Source organism: Thiofractor thiocamini (assembly GCF_055384375.1).
This window is the reverse complement of sequence record NZ_AP042389.1, coordinates 1,856,085-1,878,572: the sequence shown is the minus strand read 5'-3', so window position 1 is coordinate 1,878,572 and position 22,488 is coordinate 1,856,085. Positions and strand designations below refer to the sequence as shown.

The following is a 22,488-nucleotide window of genomic DNA, read 5'->3' as shown; positions in this document are numbered from 1 at the left end:
TAAAATTGTTTTGAAATAATTATAAAACTAAATGGCTTTATCTTAACTTAATTGGTAAAATATTTTTTACTTTTATCAATTAATACTAATAGGATAAATATACTCTTATTAAAATATAGTTTACTTTTATGTTATTAAGGGATTTTTTAAAATAGTATGGGTAAGATAAAAACATGAAAAAGTTGTTAGTTTTATTTATCCTTTTTATATTGGTTGGTTTTTTATATTACAAAGAACAAAGCACTGTACACAAAGATATAAAATTTGGCTCATCCTTGCCCCTTGGAGGCATCAATAAACAACTAGGTCTTTCTGTCAAAGAGGGGGCGATGGCTTACTTTTCATATGCAAACGAAAAAAAACTCCTTGGTGATAAAAAGATAGAATTTATCTCCTACGATGACAAATATGAACCTGAGCTCACTTTGGAAAACTTAAACAAACTTCTTAAGAAAGATAAGGTATTTGCACTGTTTGGTTTTGTGGGAACCCCTACCATAAAAGCTATCATGCCCATCATCAGTGAAAGTGATATACCTTTTATAGCACCGTTTTCCGGAGCTTCATTTTTAAGAAAACCAAAAAGAGACAACTTTGTCAACTTTAGAAGTTCATATGCAGACGAAATAGAAAAGATAGTGGGATATTTGTATTATAAAAAGCATTTAAACAAAATAGCGATTTTCTATCAAAACGATGACTATGGGGATGATGGATATGTCGCTGCCATAAAATCGTTGAGAAAAAGAGGTCTTTCACTGATCTCAGAAGGCACCTACAGAAGAAATACACTATCAGTCACCCAGGCACTTTATGATATATACTCATCAAAACCGCAAGCTATAGTCATGGTAGGAGCTTACAAGCCTGTAGCGCTTTTTGTCAAGAGATACAGGCAGATGGATAAAAAAGGGGGTACGATCTTTTGCAATATCTCTTTTGTAAATGCCGATGAACTCGTACATGAATTAAACTATAAAACATCAAATATGATCTTTTCACAAACGGTACCTTCATATAACGACTTGTCTCTTCCGATAGTAAAAGAGTATAGAAAAATACTGAAACTAAAATATCCCGGTATCAAATACGGTTTTGTCTCACTGGAATCATATCTTGATGCAAAGATAAGCGTGGAAGCCCTAAAGAGTATCAAAAACAGTATCTCAAGAGAAAAATTTTTAAAAAACTTACGGATACTTTCAAAAAAATATAAAGAGAAAAAACTGTTCGGAAGGGTTTTTCTCTTTGAATACAAAGATAAAAAGTTCATAGAGCTAAAATGAAACGATTCAAAAAGATATCAAAACTACTTAACAAGATCTCTTTTCAAAACAAAACGAATTTTCTTATATTTTTGATCGCAGGAGGCATGCTCAGTATCATGATGTTGGCTGAACTCTCTCTTTTTTCTTTAAAATATGACTTTGATACACTTTATAAAAAAAGGACCGTTCCCCTAGTACAACTTGAAGAGATAAAGGACCTTTATAAAGTAAATGTATACGACACTCTTTTTGATCTTCAACAAAATATCATCAAATACCCTCAGGCAAAGGAGGTTATATCTCTTGCGAAGCAAATCATCAAAAAAAACTGGACAAAGTTCAACGACAGCCTGGAAAATGAGCAAAAACCTTTTTTTTATTTTTTTGCCGATATCGTAAAAAAATATCTGCTTAAAAATGATGGTCATGAAAACTTCCAAATCCTGCAAAACAGTATGTTAAAAAATATCAATAAAAAGATGAAAGAGATAGATAAAGATATAAATAATATCTTGCTTTTAAAAAAAGAGGGAAAAACCGAAGAGGCAAGAGTGCTGCTTAAAAAACTATATCTAAACATAGGGCTTTCAAATATCTATCTGACAAATCTCATCAATTTTGATCTTAAAAAGGCTGCGTTGGAAAAAAGACGTACTTCCAAAGTTTTTTATTTTACATTCGGTATATCTTTGCTTTTTATAGTAGTGATATTTATAGTGAGTATATTATCCTCTATATTTATCATGGACAACTTCAAAGAGCTACATAATTCATTGGAGGAAAAAGTAAACGAAAAAACAAAAGAGTTGCAAAAATTAAACAAGAATTTGGAAATCAGAGTTCAAAAAGAGGTTGAGAACAACAGGAAAAAAGATAGGATAATGTTTCAGCAGGCAAAGCTTGCAAGTCTTGGCGAAATGCTTCAAAACATAGCTCACCAGTGGAGACAGCCCCTTGGAAGTCTTTCGCTTATCATTCAAAGCTTCCAAACTAAAAACATGGTTGGAAAACTAACAGATGAGTTCATAGAGGAAAAAGTAAACGACGGTCTGAAAATAGCCGAAAATATGTCTGCAACCATAGATGACTTTAGAAATTTTTTCAACCCTGACAAGACAAAAAGATACTTTACCATCAAAGAGTGTATTGAACATTCATTAGAGCTCACAAAATACCTTTTGGAAAAAAAAGGCATAGAAGTATATATGCTTGCGGATAAGGATATGCTTTTGTACAGTTACTTCAACGAGCTTTCACATGTATTTTTAAATATCATCAAAAACTCAGAAGATGCACTTTCCAAAAATGAAATCGATAATAAAAAGATATTTATCATTTCCAAAAAAAGTAAAGGATTTGCTATAATAAGCATCATAGACAATGGGGGCGGCATACCAGAATCGATAAAGAACAAGATATTTGAGCCATATTTCACGACAAAACATAAATCCTCCGGTACAGGGGTGGGTCTGTATATGTCAAAGCAGATAGTGGAGAAACATTTGCAAGGAACTATAAAATATGAAAACATCAAGCATAAACTCGGATCTAAAAAAATGTATGATTGCGCTATGTTTGAGATAAAAATACCATTGAACAACAAGGAAATGAAAAATGAGCGATAAAAATCCAAAAAGAGATCTTGAAATACTAAAAGAGTTCAATATCCTTTACATAGAAGATGATAAGAATCTGCTAAAAAACAGTTCTGATATACTTGAAGATTTCGTAAAAAAGATATATCCCGCAACAAACACCAAAGATGCTTTGGACATCTTAAAGACAAACAAAGTCGATGTCATAGTATCAGACATACTTTTAGAAAATGACAACGGGATAGATTTTATAAAAAAGCTAAGAGACGAATACGATATCAATACTCCAGTAATCCTCACTACGGCATATACCGATACAAACTACCTGCTTGAATCCATAAAGTTAAAAGTGGAAAACTATATCATAAAACCTGTGAATATCAAAGAGCTTTTAAACACTATCCACGATACGGTACTGCCTATAAAACAAAACAGGGAGATAAAAAAATCATATAATATCATCAAAACCATTTCTCTTATCTGTGACAGCAAGCAGATAGAAGTTGTCAGGTTTATTTTCAACAATATCGACAGTGACAATATTTTTGATTTTTCATATATACATATCATGCAAAATCTCGATATCAGTAAACCGACTCTTGTAAAGATATTTAAAACACTTACCGAAAAAGGGATACTGACAAAGCTTCAAAGAAGCAGATACTTTGTCAATGAAAACAGGCTTGATAGTTTGGATTTTGGAGCGGATGATGAATGAGATATTTAAAAAAATACCAAAAATAGATACTTTTGTATCTCGTAACGAATTTGAAGGACTGAACAAAGAGTTGCTCACCGTAACGGCAAGAAAAGAGATAGAAAAATTAAGAGATATGATAAAAAAAGGCAATGTAAACGATATCAACATTTTAGATCTTATAAAAAATGTAAAAATGTCATATCATAAAACTGCTGCTTTATCATTGAAGCCTCTTATAAACGCAACCGGCATCATCATACACACCAATATGGGGAGAAGCCCCATCTCCTCAGAAGCCGTAGATAGAGCCAAAGATATCATATGTGGATATTCAAATCTGGAATATGATGACATAAACGGCATGAGAGGTGAAAGGTACACACATATAGTAAAAGATTTGCAAACACTGCTTGGTGTGGAAGATGCACTTGTGGTCAACAACAATGCAAGTGCGGTATTTTTGATACTCAATACCTTTGCAAAAAATAAAGAAGTTATAGTTTCACGAGGAGAACTTGTAGAAATCGGGGGAAGCTTCAGAGTGCCGGAGGTTATGAAAGAGAGCGGAGCGATTTTAAAAGAAGTCGGAACTACCAACAAAACAAAGCTGAAAGATTATGAAAATGCTATAACGCAAGATAGCTCAATCCTCATGAAAGTACATAAGTCCAACTTCGATATAGTAGGCTTTAGCGAAGAGGTAAAATTTGATGAGATTAGCAAATTGGCAAAAGAACATGATCTTTTGGATTATTATGACCTGGGAAGTGCTTACATACCGGAACTTCCCTACAGCCTAAGCACTAAAGAGCCTCCGATAAAAAAGATACTCTCAAATGATCCATCTTTAGTTAGTTTTAGCGGAGATAAACTTTTTGGCAGCGTACAAGCCGGTATCATCATAGGCAAGAAAAAATACATAGAAAAACTGAAAAAAAACCAGCTTCTTAGAATGCTAAGAGTTGATAAAATCACTCTTGCCATTTTACAGGAAAATATAAGAGCGTATATGTTCAAAGAGTATGATAAAATACCGACATTAAAAATGCTTTTTACGGGTATAGATGAATTAAAAAGAAGAGCCAAAGTAGTAAAAGATAGTATAAAAGAGGATACTTGTGAAATATATAAGAGTTATACCTACATGGGAGGCGGTACTTTGCCAAATAGAAAATTTCCTACAATTGCTCTGGCTTTTAAAGGCGATGCGAAAGAGTTGGAGAAAAAGTTTAGAAAAGAGGGGTTAATAGGAAGAATAGAAGATGAAAAGTTTTTGATAGACTTTAGAAGTATCATGCCAAATCTCGATAATAAAATCGTTCATATCATAAATACAGTATTTGCAAAATGAAATACACAATCATCGGAACAGCCGGACACATTGACCATGGAAAAACAGCACTCATAGAAGCTCTTTCAGGGTATAACGGTGATGAACTCGAGGAAGAAAAAAAGCGTGGTATAACCATAGATCTTAGTTTTTCAAATATGCAAAAAGGTGATACCAATATAGCCTTTATAGATGTACCGGGTCATGAAAAACTTTTGAAAAATATGATAAGCGGAGCTTTTGGATTTGATTTGTCCATGTTTGTAATAGCTGCCAATGAAGGCATCATGCCCCAAACCGTAGAGCATCTGGAAGTATTGAATCTTTTAGGAGTTAAAGATATACTTTTTGTCATCACAAAAAGTGATCTTACTGATGAAAAAACTTTAACAAAAAGAGAACAGGAGATAGAAGAGTTACTTAAAAGATATCCCAAAATAAACTTGGTGGATATCAAAAAAACTTCTATATATGATAAAAAAAGCGTAGATGAGTTAAAAGAATTCCTTTTTCATTTAGACATAAAAAGAGATGAGAAGATAGAAAACTTCTTTAGATACTATATAGATAGGGTTTTTAGCGTAAAAGGATTTGGAGAGGTAGTGACCGGAACAGTGCTAAACGGCTCCATAGAAACAGGTAAAAAAGTTATGATAAGCGAACTGCAACTTGAAGTAACTGTAAAAAATATCCAAGTTCACTCCCAAAATGTCCAAATCGCCAAAAAACATCAGCGAGCCGCACTCAATCTAAACATTCCTCACGGAAAACTAAAAAAAGGCTATCTTTTAACGACAAAAGGATTCTTTAGAGGCTTCAATGCCATAGAAGCCTCTATAAAAAACTCATTTTCCAAAGAGATCAAACACAATACAACTGTACGTTTTATAAGCGGAGCCAAACAGGTAAATGCAAAAATACACCTTTATGATAATGGCAAAAATGACCCGCAGCTTGCAAAGATCAGCTTTAGTGAAAAAATGTACCTGATGCATGGAGACAGTTTCATACTTCTTTTGAACGGCTCGGTTCTTGGTGGAGGCATAGTTTTGGATCCATTAAATGATCCGATAAAAAAATCCAAAAAAGCCCCTATACTGCTAGCTCTTTTTGAAAAAGATTATGAAAAAGCCTTTTCTCTTTTTGTGCAAAATCACAAAAAGGGCTTCGGTCTGGTTTCTTCCATGCAGAGGTTTGGTAAAAGCCACGAAGAAGTTTTGCAAATCGCCAAGAGACTAGAGAATGTATTTGTTGATGAAAAAGAGCTCGTTGTTTATCCTATGGAAACTAAAGATACGCTAAGCAAGAAGATAAAAAACATATATGAAAAAAATCCATACGCCATGCTTTCTCCCTCATCACTTAACTTAAGGATAAAATGGGCAAGCCATTCGTTTATCAAAGATACACTTGACGACTTTGTAAAAGTCGGTTATCTGCAAATCGAACAAAATATATATAAAAGAGCGGATATTGGCAAGGTCGATATGCAAAAAGAACTTGAAAAAAGAGTTTATGACATACTTGGAAATGAAGGTTTTGCCCCGACTGCACCCTACAATCTATATGACAGGCTCGATATCGATAGAAAACTAGGAGATAAGATATTAAAAAAACTTACTTCAAACAAAAAAGTAGTTAGAATCTCTCATAATCTTTTCATAACATATACCAATTTATCCAAGATAGTTGCTTTGCAAAAAGAGATCATACAAAATGAAGGCTATATAGATATAATAAATTTTAAAGCGAAGATAAATTTAAGCAGAAAATACCTTATAGGATATCTAGAATATCTTGATAAATTCGATGAGATAAAAAAAGTGGAAAACAGAAGGTATCTTATCACTTAGCATCCAAAAGGATACTAAGTGATAATTTTTTATTTAGCAAGAAGGAACGTTACCGCTGTCGCTTGCAAAGTTATACAAGAAATCATATATATCTTTTAGGTATCTTTTTTTGAGTGATTTTGATTTTGGACAAAATTTCTTTATCTCATCACTTAATTTGCCTGAATCTTCCAAAGCTTTCCACTCATCCTGAGTATGTTTTTTTGCCAAAACACCACCATTTGCAATTCCACTTTTCTTACAGGCTCTTTTTAGCTTTTTGACATAAAGCTTTTGACCCTTAGCGGCATCTGCGAAAGCAGAAGTACTTACAAAACTCAAACCCAATACTGCTATAAAAATAGCTCCTAACAATTTCTTCATATATTCTCCTTATAAAATTTATTATATTATAACATATTTTTCGTGTAAAAATCGTGAAATCAGTGCTCTCTTATCTTTGAAACCGAAAATAATTTGTCGATTATCATATACACTGCCAACACTACACCCAATGATCCGATTACTACCAGTACTTCATTCATCTCCGGGGGATAATAGATAAAATCTTTTATCTGTTCATACATCCCATACTTTTCAAAACCTGTACCGAACCTATTGCTCATAGGATATGCGTTTCCGCCGTAAACAAATATATACCTTCCAAGATATGTTCCTATGATGATAAACACAGAAGCGATTATCGTCAAACTGTTTTTGCTCTCTCTTAGCATCAACAAGTAAGGTATAGTCATGGCCAAAAATATATATCCGCCGAAAAACAGATACTTAAATGGTCCAAAAAGTATCAAAAAGCCCCACTCTTTATCTATGAACAGATATGCTGAAGCCTCATATACAGCGAGTATGGTTATACAAACCAAAGCCATTTTTCTGATAACTTCTATCAAAGAGTGATACTCGCTTCCAAGTGATTTTCTATATACAAAAAACGAATATATCCCCATTACCCCTATGGCAGCCACATAAGATGAAACTATAAAATAAAGTGGCAACACAGGATAAGTTGTCCATAAATGTCTTGCTTGGTTCATACTAAACAAGTTTGCCTGGATATAATACTCTGCGATATCCAGCAAAACCGACAATACCAATATAACAAAAGATATCCTTTTTGCCCATTCGACTTTTTTTGTTATAAGCAAGTATATCTCAAACAGTACAAAAGGTATATAAACCATGTAAAGAGGTAACATTTGCCACATACCCGCACCAAAATTTGGTGATCTTAGCATCCAAAGCATATGTAGAGAGTTCAAATCCACAAGAATCGTAAACAACCCTCCTATAACCATAGATATACCTATAGTTAAAAATCCGGCAGCGGTCTTTTTCACTATTTGCAAGTTAAATATCTCATCGAGTGCCACTAAAAATATAACTCCACTGCCTGTATATATCATATACATATAATTTACGATATATAGTGACCATGGTGCTTCTCTCTTTACTTCTCCGCCTTCGCCATATATTGCATTTTTCATAGCAGCTACAATATCGTGGTTTCCCAAATGCATTCCCGCATCACGTGCCGTAGCGCCGACAAGAAAATATCTCATCTGAATGACTTCATAAATACCGTATATACCTATAGCAAGAAGTATGTATGCGATTATCATAGTCTTGTTAAACAAAAGTTCTTTTATAGAGACTTTATTGATTTCAACACCTGCAATAACTATCTTTTCCATTACTTTCTCCTTCTTGCTTTTGCCGCATCTATGATGGGTTTCATTTCATCCCAAGTATAGAATTTTGTGTCATGGCCTATAGACTGCATTGCATACTCGCTATCATCTTCGGGTACTAGGTAAAACAGTTTAGGTACAGTTTTTTCATCCTGTTTTAGTATAAAGAACTTTCTTGTTTTAAGAAGCTTTACCAAGTCTCCACTCTCATCATCAAGATCTCCAAACAGTCTCACTTTTGTTGGACAGGTTGCTTGGCATGCAGTTGTATTTTCACCTTTTGATATCCTTGTATCGTAACAAAAAGTACACTTGTCTACCGCAACGATCTCATCATTTACATACCTGGCATCATACGGACAAGCCTCCATACACCCTTTACACAAGATACATTTTTTATGATCGACCAACACAAGTCCGCCCTCGGCAAAATGGCTTGCCCCTGTCGGACAAACTTCAACACAAGGTGCGTCTATGCAGTGGTTGCATTGGGACGGATAAAAATTTACAAACAAATTGTTAAATATAATTTTTTCACTTTGACCTACCCAAATCCTTTGTTTATCTGCTCCAAGTTGGACATTGTTTTGCTCTTTGCAAGCTACTTCACAAGCTTTGCAGTTTATACAGTTTTGATAGTCTAATGCCATTGCATAATTCATATCACACCTTCCTTACTTCAACATCAGTTTCATGCATAACGGCAGCTCCATATACAGGTTCCGTCTTATCTTCTATAATTCTTGCATCATTTGCACCATGCCCGTATGCGAACTCCATCTCTTTGCTAGTTCCACCAAATCCATGGAGCATAAAGATTTGATTTTTTGCAATCCTAGGAGTAGGATAAGCTTTAATAAAGACTTTTCCTATACTGCTTTTAACTTCCAATTTATCTCCAAACTTGATACCTTTTTGTTTTGCCACTTCACTGTTTATCCAAAGATAGTTTGTAGGTATCAAATCTCTTAGCATTATATTATTTGTAGTGCCACTTTGGGTAAACTGTGCATGTCTTCCGGTAACAAGTCTAAACTTACCATCCGGTACAACAAATGCCATATCATCATGCCAAGTAGGCATAGGATCTACTCCCTTTTTGGCAAGATTTTTAAAGTTTACTACAACTTTTAATTTGTCGCCTTTTGTGGTATAGTTTTTCTTATCATCAGGATAATACTCATATTCATTTGGATTTAACTGTTTATGGTATTTATCAATGTTTGGATAGTAAACACCTCTTTCATCAAGTATTTTCCATGCTTCTTCTCCAAAAGCTTTTACAACTCTCTCTTTATTTGCTTCTTCTACCGGTTTTTCCCATGCATCAGCAAGATCAAATCCATTTTCCTTGTAGTATTTTTCAAGTTCTTCAGGTTTCATGCCTTTTGTATCATCTTGAACGTCTTCATCATATTTTAAAGTATTTTTCCAAAGAGGTTTGGAAAGTTTTTCAGCTAACTCTTTATAGATGACTTCAGGAGTCTTTGTTTCATACAAAGGCTTTATGGCTGCTTTTCTTAATGCTATGGCAGGCTCTAAAAATCCAAAACTGGTTACCGGTGAAGTTCTCTCCAAGTATGACGCTTCAGGAAGTATAACATCGCAGAACATCGTAGTATCACTCGGAAGTATGTCTATCATGACATTCAAGTCCATCTTTCTTAAAAATTGCTCTGTTTTGGTGGTATTTGGAACGCCACTCATAGGATTATGTTTTCTCATAAACATAGCTCTAACGGGATATGGGTTTTTACCTTCTAAGATCATATTTCTAAAGAGTATCCAAGAGCCGGTTTTGTCTGCCGGAATTTTTACAACTTTTGTATCAAATCTCGGCTGAACCTGGGCATACATAGGAGCATTTACATCTTCAGCCGGAAGAGTAAGCTTTTTGCCATATATTATACCGCCTTTTTTATCGAGATTGCCTGTTAAACCTTGCAAGATAGCCATGGCCCTTCGTAGCTGAAAATCATTCTTGGCAAATACACTTCTTCTACCTTGATAATATATAGGATGTTCGGCAGTCATAAATTCTCTTGCGGTTTTATATATCTCTTTTGCTTTTATGCCTGTTATCTTTTCTGCCCACTCTGGAGTGTAGCCTTTTGACAATACATGATTTTTATAATCCATCCAACCAACAGCATATTTATCAAGAAAAGCTTTATTGTGAAGGTTTTCATTAAAAGCTACATAAGTCATAGCCAAAACAAAAGCGAGATCGGTTCCCGGATTTATACCATACCATCTGTCAGAATTGGCTGCGGTGTTGGTAAATCTAGGATCCAAACAAATCATTTTCAAGCCTCTGCCTCTATTTCTTTTAAACATATCCATGGTATCAGGAGTGATGATAGCCTCAGCTCTGTTTGCTCCTGCTATGATGAGATAGTCAGCATTGCTTACATCTGCTTCTCCATAAGCCCCTATAGTGTTAAAGTATCCAGCAAGAGTCGTCTCCAAACAGATGCTTATCTCATCAACATAGTTGGGGGTTCCTATCTTTTGACCCATAAGAACTTCAAAGCCCTCTTTTGAAAGACCTTCTCCGTTACAATATCCTATGGTTGAACGGTTATCTTTTTCTTCATCTAGGATTTGGAGTATTCCTTTGAATTTATCTGTTCCGTGAAGTATGGCATCGTAAGCTTCTTCCCAACTTACTCTCTTGTACTTTCCATCACCTCTCTCTCCTATCCTTATAAGGGGATATTTGAGTCTGTCAGGATCATAAAGCGTATGTATACCCGCATTTCCTCTAGGACAAAGCATATTTCTTGATTTTGGAAAAAACGGGCTAGGATTTAATTTGGTAACGATACCGTTTTGCACATGTGCAAAACCGGCACATTTGTTTACGCACATACCACACAAAAAGGGAACATTTTCAGTTTTTACTCTAGAAGCATCTTTCGTTTCATTGCTACTTGACAGCAGCTGATCTGAAAACATAGCCGTCCCCCCGACTATACTCAAAGCGACACTTCCTTGCAAAAACCTTCTTCTGGAGATTTCTACTTCCATAGGTCATCCTTATTATAAAATTATGGAAGCATTATACTCCTATAAACATAAAGATTATTTTAATGTTGTGAATGATAATTCAGAAGATATAAGAGCCGATATAATCAGCTCTTATATATCTTTTTTAGTCAGGATCGGTTTCAAGATAAAGTATCTTATCACCTATATAATAAAGTGTTATAGCTATACCTATAGCACCCAATGCTATGAAGATTTCAGTAGTACTTGGGAAATACTCGACAAATGAAGGCGGAAGCTGATACTCTCTAATCTTCAATGTCTGCATAGGAAATGCCTGAGTCTCATGCACTAAGTCATATCTCATGAAAAATATACCTATCATACCCGTAAAAGATGCAAATACCATAGCTTTTATAGCTCTTGCGTTACTAAAAAGTATGATAAGAAACGGTAAGACTATACCCAAAAATATCTCACCGACTAAAAATGGAGCTGATTTGAGTGCATGAAGCGCAGTTTCCGCTCTTTCAGGCACTCCACCATAAATCAAAGTCAACATTCTCCAAATTTCAAAGAAAAGAAGTATAGCTAGCAAAAGACCAAGTATCTTTGCTGTTGCTACTAAAGTCTTTTGCATCTCTTCAGGAAAATTCAGTTTATATTTAAATCCATACATCAAAAATATCAGATAACAACCTGTCACCATAGCTGAAAGTATGAAATAAAGCGGATAGTATATACCGTTAGCCATCGGTCTTCCAACCAAAAAACCAAATACCGCACCAAGGTTAGAGTGTGCCGCAACTCCGACTACAAGACCAAATATACCAAATCTTTTCGCCCATTTGTGGTCGTGCCTAAGTAAAAAGAAAAACTCTATGGCTATAAATACAAGATATAAAGAGTATAAAACTCCCATACCCCATATAGCAGAAGTAAATCCTGGACTTATGGTATTGTAGATCATCATAGTAATAGGGTGTCCTATCTCAAGAAGTATAACAACAAAACCGCTTAAAAGTGTTACCAATGCTCCATGTATCGCTCTTTTTGCAAATGGTTCAAGAACTTTCACTTCAAAAACATGCCCAATTGCGGACATGATACAAAGCCCGGTTGAACTAACAACGAAAAATATATACATCGCTATCATAAGCCCCCAGGGATGCTCTCTAGTTACTCCATAGGCATGGTGTCCGTGAATTAGATAATTACTTACTCCGACAACAAAAAGTACCAAAAACACCAATGTAGTAAATGCAACCAGTAAATTTAGAGGTGTCTTTTTAAAATTCATCAATTCTCTTATATCGGTATGCCTCATAGGGATAAATTTCTCTATCTGCTTCATACCTTTTTCTGCTAATGCAAACATATCCGTCTCCTCATATCAAATAAAAAAGCTTTGGCTTAGTGCCAAGATGGGTTTTAAGAGTAAAGTGTTCTCTATGACTAAGAAGTTGACTTATCTCACTGTTAGGATCATCCAAATCTCCAAATGTTCTTACTTTGGTAGGACAGGTTGCCTGACAAGCAGTAGTAGTTTCACCTCTTGCAAGTCTTGTATCACTGCAAAATGTACATTTATCTACTGTCATAGTTTCATCATTTACATATCTCGCATCATAAGGACAAGCTTCCATACAGTAGCTACACAATATGCACTTATTTGCATCTACCATAACTATACCACCCTCGGCGTAATGAGTTGCTTGTGTAGGACAAACTTCCTGACAAGGGGCATTTTCACAATGCTGGCACTGGCTAGGTTCAAATACACTTGATGCTATGTTGATATTTGGCCACTCTCCTTCTACTTCTTTGACTCCAACCCATATACGATATTTGTCGGCTCCGAGCTGAACCCCGTTTTCTTCTTTGCAAGCTACTTCACAAGCTTTACAATTTATACAGTTTTTATAATCTAATGCCATACCATAATTAGCCATAATTACACCTTCCTTATCTCTACATTGGTTGTGTGCATTGCTGCTGCACCATATACCGGTTCAATAGTATCTTCGATGATCATTGCATCATTACCACCATTTCCGTAAGCCATTTCCATCCCCTTGCTCATACCGCCAAAACCATGAAGCATAAAAGTTTGGTTTGGTGCTATTTTTTCTGTAGGGTATGCTTTTAAGTGTATTTTTCCTACTTTTGAGCTAACCTCTACCATATCACCGAACTTGATACCTTTCTCTTTAGCAACTCTTTTATTTATCCATACGTAGTTGGTAGGTATCAAATCTCTAAGCATCATATTGTTTGTTGTTCCGCTTTGAGTGAATTGGGCATGTCTTCCGGTTACCAATCTAAACTTACCCTCAGGTACCTTAAATGCCATATCATCATGCCAAGTCGGCATAGGATCTACTCCCTTTTTGGCAAGATTTTTAAAGTTTACTACAACTTTAAGTTTATTACCCATTGTGCTATAATTTTTCTTACCTTCTGGATAATACTCATATTCATTTGGATTTAACTGTTTGTGGTATTTTTCTATATTTGGATAATAAACACCTTTCTCTTCAAGAATTTCCCAAGCTTTTTCACCAAATGCTTTTACAACTCTCTCTTTATTTGACTCTTCAAAAGGTTTTTCCCAAGCATCAGCAAGATCAAAGCCGTTTTCTTTGTAGTACTGCTCAAGCTCTTCGGGTTTCATGCCTTTTGTATCATCCTGAACATCTTCATCATATTTTAAAGTATTTTTCCAAAGAGGTTTTGATAGTTTTTCGGCTAACTCTTTAAAGATTTGCTCAGGTACTTTTGACTCATAGAGAGGTTTTATAGCGGCTTTTCTTTGAACGATTGCCGGCTCTAAACTTCCGTAACTTGCAACAGGTGAGGTTCTCTCTAAGTATGATGCTTCAGGCAAAATTACATCACAAAACATCGTAGTATCACTTGGAAGTATGTCTATCATGACATTTAAATCCATCTTTCTTAAAAATTGCTCTGTTTTTGTGGTGTTTGGAACGCCACTCATAGGATTATGTTTTCTCATAAACATAGCTCTAACGGGATATGGGTTTTTACCTTCTAAGATCATATTTCTAAAAACTATCCAAGAACCGGTCTTTTCAGTAAATATAGCTATACCCTCTTTATCAAATCTTGGTTGAGCCTGGGCATACATAGGAGCATTTACTTCCTCTTTTGGAAGAGTAAGTTTTTTGCCATATATGATACCACCTTTTTTATCAAGATTTCCACTTAATGCTTGAAAGATAGCCATAGCTCTTCTTAGTTGGAAATCATTTTTACTAAATACACTTCTTCTTCCTTGATAATATATAGGGCTCCTTGCCTTCATAAACTCTCTTGCAGTTTTATATATCTCACTTGCAGGGATATTTGTCAATTTCTCTGCCCACTCTGGAGTATATCCTTTTGATAATACATGTTTTTTGTAATCCATCCAACCGTTAGCATGTTTATCAAGAAATGATTTATTATAAAGATTTTCATTAAATACAACATATGTCATAGCAAGAACAAAAGCCAAGTCAGTTCCGGGATTTATCGCATACCATCTATCCGCTTTTGCTGCAGTGTTTGTAAATCTTGGATCTAAAACTATAGTCTTAAGTCCTCTTCCCTGACTTCTTTTGAAAAGATCCATTGTATCAGGAGTGATGATAGCTTCAGCTCTGTTGGCTCCAGCTATGATGAGATAGTCAGCATTGTTGAGATCAGCTTCTCCATAAGTTCCTATCGTAGCAAAATATCCTCCAAGAGTTGTCTCAAGGCATATGCTTATCTCATCAACATAGTTTGGAGTTCCTATCTTTTGACCCATCAAAACTTCAAACTCCTCTTTTGAAAGACCCTCACCATTGCAGTATCCGATAGTTGAGCGATTATCTTTCTCTTCATCAAGGATTTGAAGTAGTCCTTTAAATTTATCAGTTCCATGGAGTATAGCATCATAAGCTTCTTCCCAACTTACTCTTTTATACTTCCCGTCTCCTCTTTCTCCTATCCTTATAAGGGGATATTTGAGTCTGTCGGGATCATAAAGCGTTTGGATACCGGCATTTCCTCTAGGACAAAGCATATTTCTTGATTTTGGAAAGTAGGGGTTTGGATTAAGTTTTGTAACCATACCTTTATATTTTCCCTCCAGTTCAACTCTGGCAAAACCGGCACATTTGTTTACGCACATACCGCACAGAAAGGGGATATTATCAGCTTTTCCCAATCCTGTTTTCGTGGTTACTTTTAGCTCCTTCTTCTCTTCTTCAGCTGACAGGAGAGAAGAAGCGCTAAAAGCAGTCCCACCTATTATGGTCAGTGCGACACTTCCTTGTAAAAATCTTCTTCTTGAAATTTCTACTTCCATAATACCTCCTTAATTAACTAACCTTACACATCTTATATAGTCCTTGATGTTTTTAGCAACATTTCATTACAAGGCAGAAAGTTGAAGAGCTACTTCCTATAACTTGAAACTTTCTAACGCCGTAAGGGAGTGTTGCAAAAAGCACCCAAAGGGCAAGACAATAAGGCATTATCTGCCAACGCTCGCATTTTCTCACCTTAACTACGGCTAGGCTTTCAAAAATCTGCCTTGCATATAACGCCTTATTGTTTTGTCAAGAACTATATAAGATGTGTAAGGTTAGTTATTAACTGACAGATTTTATCCTAAGAAAGATTTTATATCATTGATTATGCTCAAATATTATAATAAAATTAAAAAATATTTATAAATTTATTACAAAATGTAACAATTTTATATAAAAATTATAGAATAGACTTATAATGATTTTAAAAATAAGTAATTTAATCGAAAGTATGATATAGTTTAGTTTTATAATTATTATAATCTTATATTATTTCTTCGATAAGTAGTTGTGGAGTAATGTATCCCCTGTAGCTATTTTTTGAGATAGTAAAAATCGTATCTATCCTTGAGCCTATAGAAGCTTTTTTTGAAAAATTAAAATCAATTGATTCCAAAATCGTATTTTTTGATTCAAGGATGAGTTTTTGGTGATTTTGCTCTTTGCCTAAAATCCTTGCTTTTTTAACTATAGCATTTTTTATGATAAAGTGGGGTTTTGGATTGTTCTGACCGTATGGCTCAAAACTTTCAAGTATATCGAGCAGTTCAAAGTCTATTGTCTTGGGATCTATCTCTCCTAGTATCTCTTTTTTGGGCTCAAAAAGATCTTCTGATATATTTTTGGCAGCATTTTCAAGAACACTCTTGAATTCATAAAGATTTTCTTCTTTCAGGCTAAGTCCTGCCGCACCTTTGTGCCCTCCATGTTTTAGTATCATTTCTTTGGCTGACTCTATCAAAGAGAGTATATCAACTTCAGCTATACTTCTTGCACTTCCTTTTGCTATGCCGTCAGTTATGCTAAATACGATAGAAGGTTTTTTAAACCTTCTTGCGAGTCTTGCCGCAACTATACCTATGACTCCCTCATGCCACCCTTCTCCCCAAACCACTATGATACTGTCATCATCCTTTACCATAGCAAGCGATATTTCAAAAAGCTCTTTTTCTATCTCTTTTCTTTTCTCGTTCAAAGATATGATTTCCAAAAGATGGCTTCTAGCATCACTCAATGTTTCGCTTTTTAAAAAGTTGTATGCCTTGAGAGCACTATCTAATCTTCCGGCACTGTTTAGCAAAGGTGATAAAAGATAGGAGATATCTTCGCTGACAAAATTATCCTTTTGAAACTGCTCTTTTATAGCGAGAATTGCCGCTCTTTTTGAAGAGTTTATCTCTTTAAGCCCTCTTTTTACAAGCACTCTGTTAAACTCTCTAAGTTCCATCATGTCCGCTATGATAGCGATACTCAAAAGATCGATGTATTCCATCAAATCAAACTCTGCTTTCATCTCGTTTTTTATAGCCGCCACAAAATACCATGCAACTTGAGCCCCGCATATCTCCTTAAAAGGAAAATTGCAATCCTTCTGTTTGGGATCTATGACGGCATAAGCTTCCGGGGTTTTGTTTGGAACGGTATGGTGGTCTGTGATGATAAGGTCAATGCCCTTTTCTTTGCAGGCATCAGCTGCCTGGGTAGCAGATATACCGTTATCTACCGTTATAACCAATTTTGAAGTGACTCTGTCGATGATATCTTTGCTTACACCATACCCGTCATCAAACCTGTTTGGTATGATAACTTCAACATTTGAAACAAACCGCTCCAAAAAATCACTGATGATAAACGAGGATATAACTCCATCTACATCATAATCACCTACTATGGTTATCTTTTCATCACTCTCTATGGCTTTTACAACTCTTTTGGTAGCTTTTTTGATATCTTTAAACAGAAATGGAGATGGCAAAGATGATAAAGTGGTATATTTATCATCTTTAAATCTCTCTTGAAGTATGTTTTTAATATCCTCTTTGCTTAACAAATCAGACATTTTTCAGTGTTGCTTCCACAAATGCAAGTATCACTCTGTTTGGTTTTTGCAGTCTTGAAGTAAATTCAGGATGAAACTGCACACCCATAAACCATGGATGATCTTGTAGCTCGACCACTTCTATTAGCCCTTTGCTCTCACCGCTAACTATAAGCCCTTCTTTTTCATAAGCCTCTTTATAAAGAGGATTCGCTTCGTATCTGTGTCTGTGTCTTTCATATACTTTTTTCTTTCCGCCATAAGCTTGAGAGAGCAAGGTTCCCTCTTTGATATCACATTCATAAGCTCCAAGCCTCATAGTGCCGCCAAGTGGACTAGTGTGAGTTCTTAACTGTTTGTTTCCGCTACTATCTATGAATTCATCTATAAGATAAACTATAGGGTTTTTGCAATTCTTATCAAATTCAACAGAGTTTGCATCTTCAAGGTTTAAAACATTTCTTGCAAACTCTATGAGAGCAAGTTGCATACCAAGACAAATGCCAAGATAAGGTACCTTGTTAACTCTTGCATACTCGATGGCTTTCATCTTTCCTTTTATACCTCTCTCACCAAAGCCGCCTGCTACAAGTATGCCGTTTGCCTCTTCTAAGAGTTCAAAGTTTTTCCCTTTTTCCAAATCTTCACTGTCAACCCATAGAAGTTCAACTCTTGTGTTTAGATTTGCACCACAATGCACAAATGCTTCAGTTAAAGATTTGTATGCTTCTTTTAAATCAAGATACTTTCCTACAAATGCTATCTTGGTTTTTTTTGTCGGTGCTATGACTCTTTTTACCAAAGAGTCCCATTTTTTCATATCGGGTTTCAAAACTCCAAGATCAAGGTACTCGGATATGGGTTCTAGTATACCTTCACTTAAAAAATTTAAAGGGACTTTATATATACTTTTTGAATCGATCGCCTCGATAACGGAATTTTTCTCGACATCACACGAAGATGCGATTTTCTCTTTCATTGCTTTTGGTATGGTATGCTCGGTTCTGCATATAACCACATGTGGAGTGATACCTATCCTTCTAAGCTCTTGGACACTGTGCTGGGTAGGTTTTGTTTTAAGTTCACCCGCAGCTTTTAAGTAAGGCACAAGTGTAAGATGAACAAAAATGGCGTTTTTCTTTCCAACATCTCTTTTTAATTCTCTAATAGCCTCAAGGAAAGGAAGCCCCTCTATATCTCCTACTGTTCCTCCTATCTCTACTATGAGTATATCCTCTTTTTCCCCAGCTTTTACGATCCTCTCTTTTATCTCATTTACTATATGGGGTATGACTTGTATGGTTTTTCCAAGATAATCCCCTCGTCTTTCTTTTTCTATGACGGTAGAGTAAACTTGACCTGTTGTAAAGTTGTTGTATCTTGAAAGATTTACATCCAAAAATCTCTCATAATGCCCAAGGTCAAGATCAGTCTCAGCTCCATCAGCCGTTACAAAAACTTCGCCATGCTCTAGGGGGCTCATAGTGCCCGGATCTACATTGATATATGGATCCATTTTTAAAATAGATACCTTAAATCCGGAATGCTTTAACAAAGTCGCTATACTCGCACTTGCTATCCCTTTTCCAAGAGAGCTTAACACTCCACCCGTTACAAAGATATATTTTGTTTGATTGTTTGACATTTTTTACCTCGAAGAAATTGTTATGAAATTATAACTTAAAAACATTTAAGTAGCTATGAAACTGTTTTTTATCTCATTTTTTATAGGAGTCGGTCTTCCGCTTTTTATATCTACAAAAACCCACAATGTTTCTGCGATTGCAAGCAGTTTATCATCGCTTTTCCTGTAAAATTCATATTTTCTTTTTGATTTTATCTTTCCTATCTCGCTTATCCAGGTTTTGACTCTTATCTCATCGCCAAGATACGCTGGAGCTTTGTACTCTATGTAGTGGGACTTTGCAAACCAGGTAGCCCCCAATCTTTCATAAGTTTTTAGCGTAATGCCATTGGCTTTGGAGTGTTCGATACCGCTTTCTTGCATCCACTTTACATAGTAAAAGTTATTTAAGTGATTGTTAAAATCTATCTCGTTTTCAGTCACTTTTACATCATAGTAAAAAATTTTTGTTATACTCATATATACTTCTTTGCTATTTCCACAACACCGCTTACCATGAACTGTATAGCTATCGCTCCGGTTATAAGCCCCATAAGTCTAGTTACTATCCTCTCTCCTGTAATTCCCACTACCTTTTTGATGTATATAGAGTTTCTAAGAGTTAAGTAAACTATAAAAGCATTTATCAAAAAAGCAAAAACCAAAGAAAACACATCTTGTAGATTTATTGCTTGAGACTTGTAAACTATGATAGTCGCAAAAAGTCCCGGACCGAATATGATAGGTATGCCTATAGGAATGACTGCTAAGTTTTCATGCTCTTTTGCCTCGTCCTCTTCCTCTTTAGAATGGTGTGACTTTTTCTTGCTCTGACCATTTACCATATTTACCGCCATCAACAAAAGAACAACCCCACCCATGGCTTTAAGCGAATTAATATCTATGTCAAAAAGTTTTAGTACGAAGTCTCCGCTTAAAAGAACAATAAAAAAAGCTGTCACAGCAGTTAGAGTTGCCATAAAAGCTACTCTTCTTATCTCTTGCTTGGTGATATTTTCATGCAGGAGTGAGGGTAGCATCGCGCTCACTCCTATGGGATCTAGAATGGCAAATATAGCTACAGATTCAGCTAAAAGCAAATTGAAAAAATTTTCCATTTACAACTCGGTCTTCAATACCGCACCGTGAGCAGCGTTAGTTACAAGGATTCTGTACTGTTTAAGCCAAGGACTGTTTATCTTTCTTGGTTTTGGCACAAATTCTACCCTTCTTTTTTCAAGCTCCTCATCACTTAGTCTAACACTAAGTATATGCTCATCTACATCTATGTCTATGATATCTCCGTCTTTTAAAAGTCCTATCACCCCACCTTCAGCCGCTTCAGGGGAAACATGCCCTACACTTGCACCGTGTGTTGCCCCACTAAATCTTCCGTCTGTTATCAAAGCTACTTTTTCTCCAAGTCCCATCCCCATGATAAGAGAAGTAGGACTTAGCATCTCTTGCATACCGGGTCCGCCTTTTGGTCCTTCATATCTGATAACTACAACATCGCCGGCTTTTACTTTGCCTCCGGTTATGCCTTCTATCGCTTCGTCTTGGGAGTCAAAACATACGGCAGTTCCACTGTATTTTCTCATACTAGGAATTACTCCTGCAGTTTTTATGACCGCTCCCTCAAGTGCAAGGTTTCCATAAAGTATAGCAAGACCTCCTACTTCGCTGTATGGATTGTCTATCATATGTATGATATTTGTATCTGTTATCTCAGATTTTTCTATCCTCTCTCCTATGGTTTCGCCTTCTATTGTTAAGTTATCAAGTGCAAGCACATCGTTACCTCTTTTTGTTATCTCTTTCATAACGGCACTAACACCACCTGCACTATTTATATCTTCCATATGAACAGTTGAGAGTGATGGAGAAATTTTTGCTATATGAGAGACTTTCTTACTCATTTCATTTATATTGGCAAGGTTGAAATCAACTCCCGCTTCTCTGGCTATCGCTAACATATGCAAAACGGTGTTAGTGCTTCCGCCCATAGCCATATCAACGGCAAATGCGTTATTTACCGCTTTTTCATTTAGTATGTTTTTAAATTTAAACTTCTTAATTAGCTCTTTTGATTTTGCTATTTCACATATCCTTCTTGCCGCTTTTCTCAAGAGCTCTTCTCTCTCAGGAGTTAAAGCCAAAATAGTCCCGTTGCCCTTTAAAGCAACTCCCATGGCTTCTAACAAAGTATTCATACTGTTAGCCGTGAACATACCGCTGCAACTTCCTCCACTTGGACATGCCGCACACTCAAGTTCTACCAACTTCTCTTCACTTATCTCACCGGCTTCAAGCTGTCCCACTCCTTCAAAAACAGTAGCCAAGTCTATGGATGTTCCGTCATCCAAAGTTCCGGCTTTCATAGGACCTCCGGTAACAAAAACGGTTGGAACGTTTACCCTTAAAGCTCCCATAACCATTCCCGGGGTTATCTTGTCACAGTTCGGCATACATATCATAGCATCAAGTTTGTGTGCATTCATAACAGTTTCTACAGAGTTTGCTATGATTTCACGGCTTGGAAGAGAGTAAAGCATGCCGTCATGTCCCATCGCTATACCATCGTCAACTCCTATAGTATTGAACTCAAACGGAACACATCCGTTTTTTCTTATCTCATCTTTTATGATTTTTGCATACTTATCAAGAAAAAAGTGTCCCGGGATTATCTCTATAAAAGAGTTTGCAAGACCTATAAATGGTTTGTCAAAATCTTCATCTTTCAATCCGGTTGCTCTAAAAAGACTTCTGTGGGGTGCTCTTTGATACCCTTTTTTTACTTCATCACTTCTCATGGGTAATTCCTTATAAAAAATATTTTTGGTGATTATAGCTAATATTGCTTTACTTTTGGCTTTTTTTTGGATATAATTTCATCTCTTTTTTGCGGGAATAGCTCAGTGGTAGAGCACAACCTTGCCAAGGTTGGGGTCGCGAGTTCGAACCTCGTTTCCCGCTCCATCTGATAAAAACATATAGTTATCTCTTGGAAGATTTACCTTGATATAGGTTTTGGTGTTATAAAGCT

17 protein-coding genes and 1 tRNA gene are annotated in these 22,488 nt (G+C 35.7%); 6 read left to right on the top strand and 12 right to left on the bottom strand.

Annotated elements, in window-relative coordinates; all coding sequences use genetic code 11:
• Positions 1–173: 173 nt before the first annotated feature.
• Genes ACZ47B_RS09530 through selB form a run of 5 tightly spaced genes read left to right on the top strand, consistent with a single transcriptional unit; the run spans position 174 to position 6,746 of the window.
• Entirely contained in the window at positions 174–1,286 is a 1,113-nt protein-coding gene (locus ACZ47B_RS09530) for an ABC transporter substrate-binding protein (RefSeq protein ID WP_464894301.1), read from the top strand.
• Positions 1,283–2,893 (top strand): sensor histidine kinase, encoded by a 1,611-nt coding sequence (locus tag ACZ47B_RS09525; RefSeq protein ID WP_464894300.1) that lies wholly within the window; start codon positions 1,283–1,285, stop codon positions 2,891–2,893. Before ACZ47B_RS09530 ends, ACZ47B_RS09525 begins: the two co-directional genes overlap by 4 nt.
• Positions 2,883–3,581 carry a response regulator gene (locus tag ACZ47B_RS09520; protein WP_464894299.1) on the top strand — a complete coding sequence of 233 codons (699 nt, stop codon included), beginning with the start codon at positions 2,883–2,885 and terminating at the stop codon, positions 3,579–3,581. The genes ACZ47B_RS09525 and ACZ47B_RS09520 overlap by 11 nt, the downstream gene beginning before the upstream one ends.
• Complete coding sequence (gene selA / locus ACZ47B_RS09515; RefSeq protein WP_464894298.1) at positions 3,574–4,914, top strand: L-seryl-tRNA(Sec) selenium transferase; 1,341 nt, start codon at positions 3,574–3,576, stop codon at positions 4,912–4,914. Before ACZ47B_RS09520 ends, selA begins: the two co-directional genes overlap by 8 nt.
• On the top strand, positions 4,911–6,746 hold the full coding sequence (selB, locus tag ACZ47B_RS09510; protein WP_464894297.1) for a selenocysteine-specific translation elongation factor: 1,836 nt from the start codon (positions 4,911–4,913) through the stop codon (positions 6,744–6,746). Before selA ends, selB begins: the two co-directional genes overlap by 4 nt.
• A gap of 33 nt (positions 6,747–6,779) precedes the next feature.
• Here selB and ACZ47B_RS09505 read toward each other — a convergent pair whose 3' ends face one another.
• From ACZ47B_RS09505 to ilvD, 12 genes are all read right to left on the bottom strand, one after another.
• The gene (locus ACZ47B_RS09505) at positions 6,780–7,109 is read right to left on the bottom strand and encodes a cytochrome C (protein ID WP_464894296.1); all 330 of its coding nucleotides are present in this window, start codon (positions 7,107–7,109) and stop codon (positions 6,780–6,782) included.
• 59 nt (positions 7,110–7,168) lie between these two features.
• Positions 7,169–8,437 carry a polysulfide reductase NrfD family protein gene (locus ACZ47B_RS09500; protein ID WP_464894295.1) on the bottom strand — a complete coding sequence of 423 codons (1,269 nt, stop codon included), beginning with the start codon at positions 8,435–8,437 and terminating at the stop codon, positions 7,169–7,171.
• Complete coding sequence (locus ACZ47B_RS09495) at positions 8,437–9,096, bottom strand: 4Fe-4S dicluster domain-containing protein (RefSeq protein ID WP_464894294.1); 660 nt, start codon at positions 9,094–9,096, stop codon at positions 8,437–8,439. The genes ACZ47B_RS09500 and ACZ47B_RS09495 overlap by 1 nt, the downstream gene beginning before the upstream one ends.
• 1 nt (position 9,097) lies before the next feature.
• A complete protein-coding gene (locus tag ACZ47B_RS09490; RefSeq protein WP_464894293.1) occupies positions 9,098–11,464 on the bottom strand; it encodes a molybdopterin-containing oxidoreductase family protein in 2,367 nt (788 codons plus the stop codon).
• A gap of 124 nt (positions 11,465–11,588) precedes the next feature.
• Positions 11,589–12,800, bottom strand: a complete 1,212-nt coding sequence (gene nrfD / locus ACZ47B_RS09485; RefSeq protein ID WP_464894292.1) for an NrfD/PsrC family molybdoenzyme membrane anchor subunit — start codon at positions 12,798–12,800, stop codon at positions 11,589–11,591.
• A 10-nt stretch (positions 12,801–12,810) separates the two neighbouring features.
• Positions 12,811–13,374, bottom strand: a complete 564-nt coding sequence (locus ACZ47B_RS09480) for a 4Fe-4S dicluster domain-containing protein (RefSeq protein WP_464894291.1) — start codon at positions 13,372–13,374, stop codon at positions 12,811–12,813.
• A 2-nt stretch (positions 13,375–13,376) separates the two neighbouring features.
• Positions 13,377–15,776, bottom strand: coding sequence for a molybdopterin-containing oxidoreductase family protein (locus ACZ47B_RS09475; protein ID WP_464894290.1), 2,400 nt, complete (start codon positions 15,774–15,776; stop codon positions 13,377–13,379).
• A gap of 488 nt (positions 15,777–16,264) precedes the next feature.
• The gene (recJ, locus tag ACZ47B_RS09470) at positions 16,265–17,839 is read right to left on the bottom strand and encodes a single-stranded-DNA-specific exonuclease RecJ (RefSeq protein ID WP_464894289.1); all 1,575 of its coding nucleotides are present in this window, start codon (positions 17,837–17,839) and stop codon (positions 16,265–16,267) included.
• Complete coding sequence (locus ACZ47B_RS09465; RefSeq protein WP_464894288.1) at positions 17,832–19,463, bottom strand: CTP synthase; 1,632 nt, start codon at positions 19,461–19,463, stop codon at positions 17,832–17,834. The genes recJ and ACZ47B_RS09465 overlap by 8 nt, the downstream gene beginning before the upstream one ends.
• 45 nt (positions 19,464–19,508) lie before the next feature.
• Entirely contained in the window at positions 19,509–19,922 is a 414-nt protein-coding gene (locus ACZ47B_RS09460) for an acyl-CoA thioesterase (protein ID WP_464894287.1), read from the bottom strand.
• Entirely contained in the window at positions 19,919–20,560 is a 642-nt protein-coding gene (locus ACZ47B_RS09455; RefSeq protein ID WP_464894286.1) for a MarC family protein, read from the bottom strand. The genes ACZ47B_RS09460 and ACZ47B_RS09455 overlap by 4 nt, the downstream gene beginning before the upstream one ends.
• On the bottom strand, positions 20,561–22,255 hold the full coding sequence (ilvD, locus tag ACZ47B_RS09450; protein WP_464894285.1) for a dihydroxy-acid dehydratase: 1,695 nt from the start codon (positions 22,253–22,255) through the stop codon (positions 20,561–20,563).
• Between the two features lie 91 nt (positions 22,256–22,346).
• Here ilvD and ACZ47B_RS09445 point away from each other — a divergent pair.
• Positions 22,347–22,421: transfer RNA gene (locus tag ACZ47B_RS09445), tRNA-Gly, on the top strand.
• Positions 22,422–22,488 lie beyond the last annotated feature (67 nt).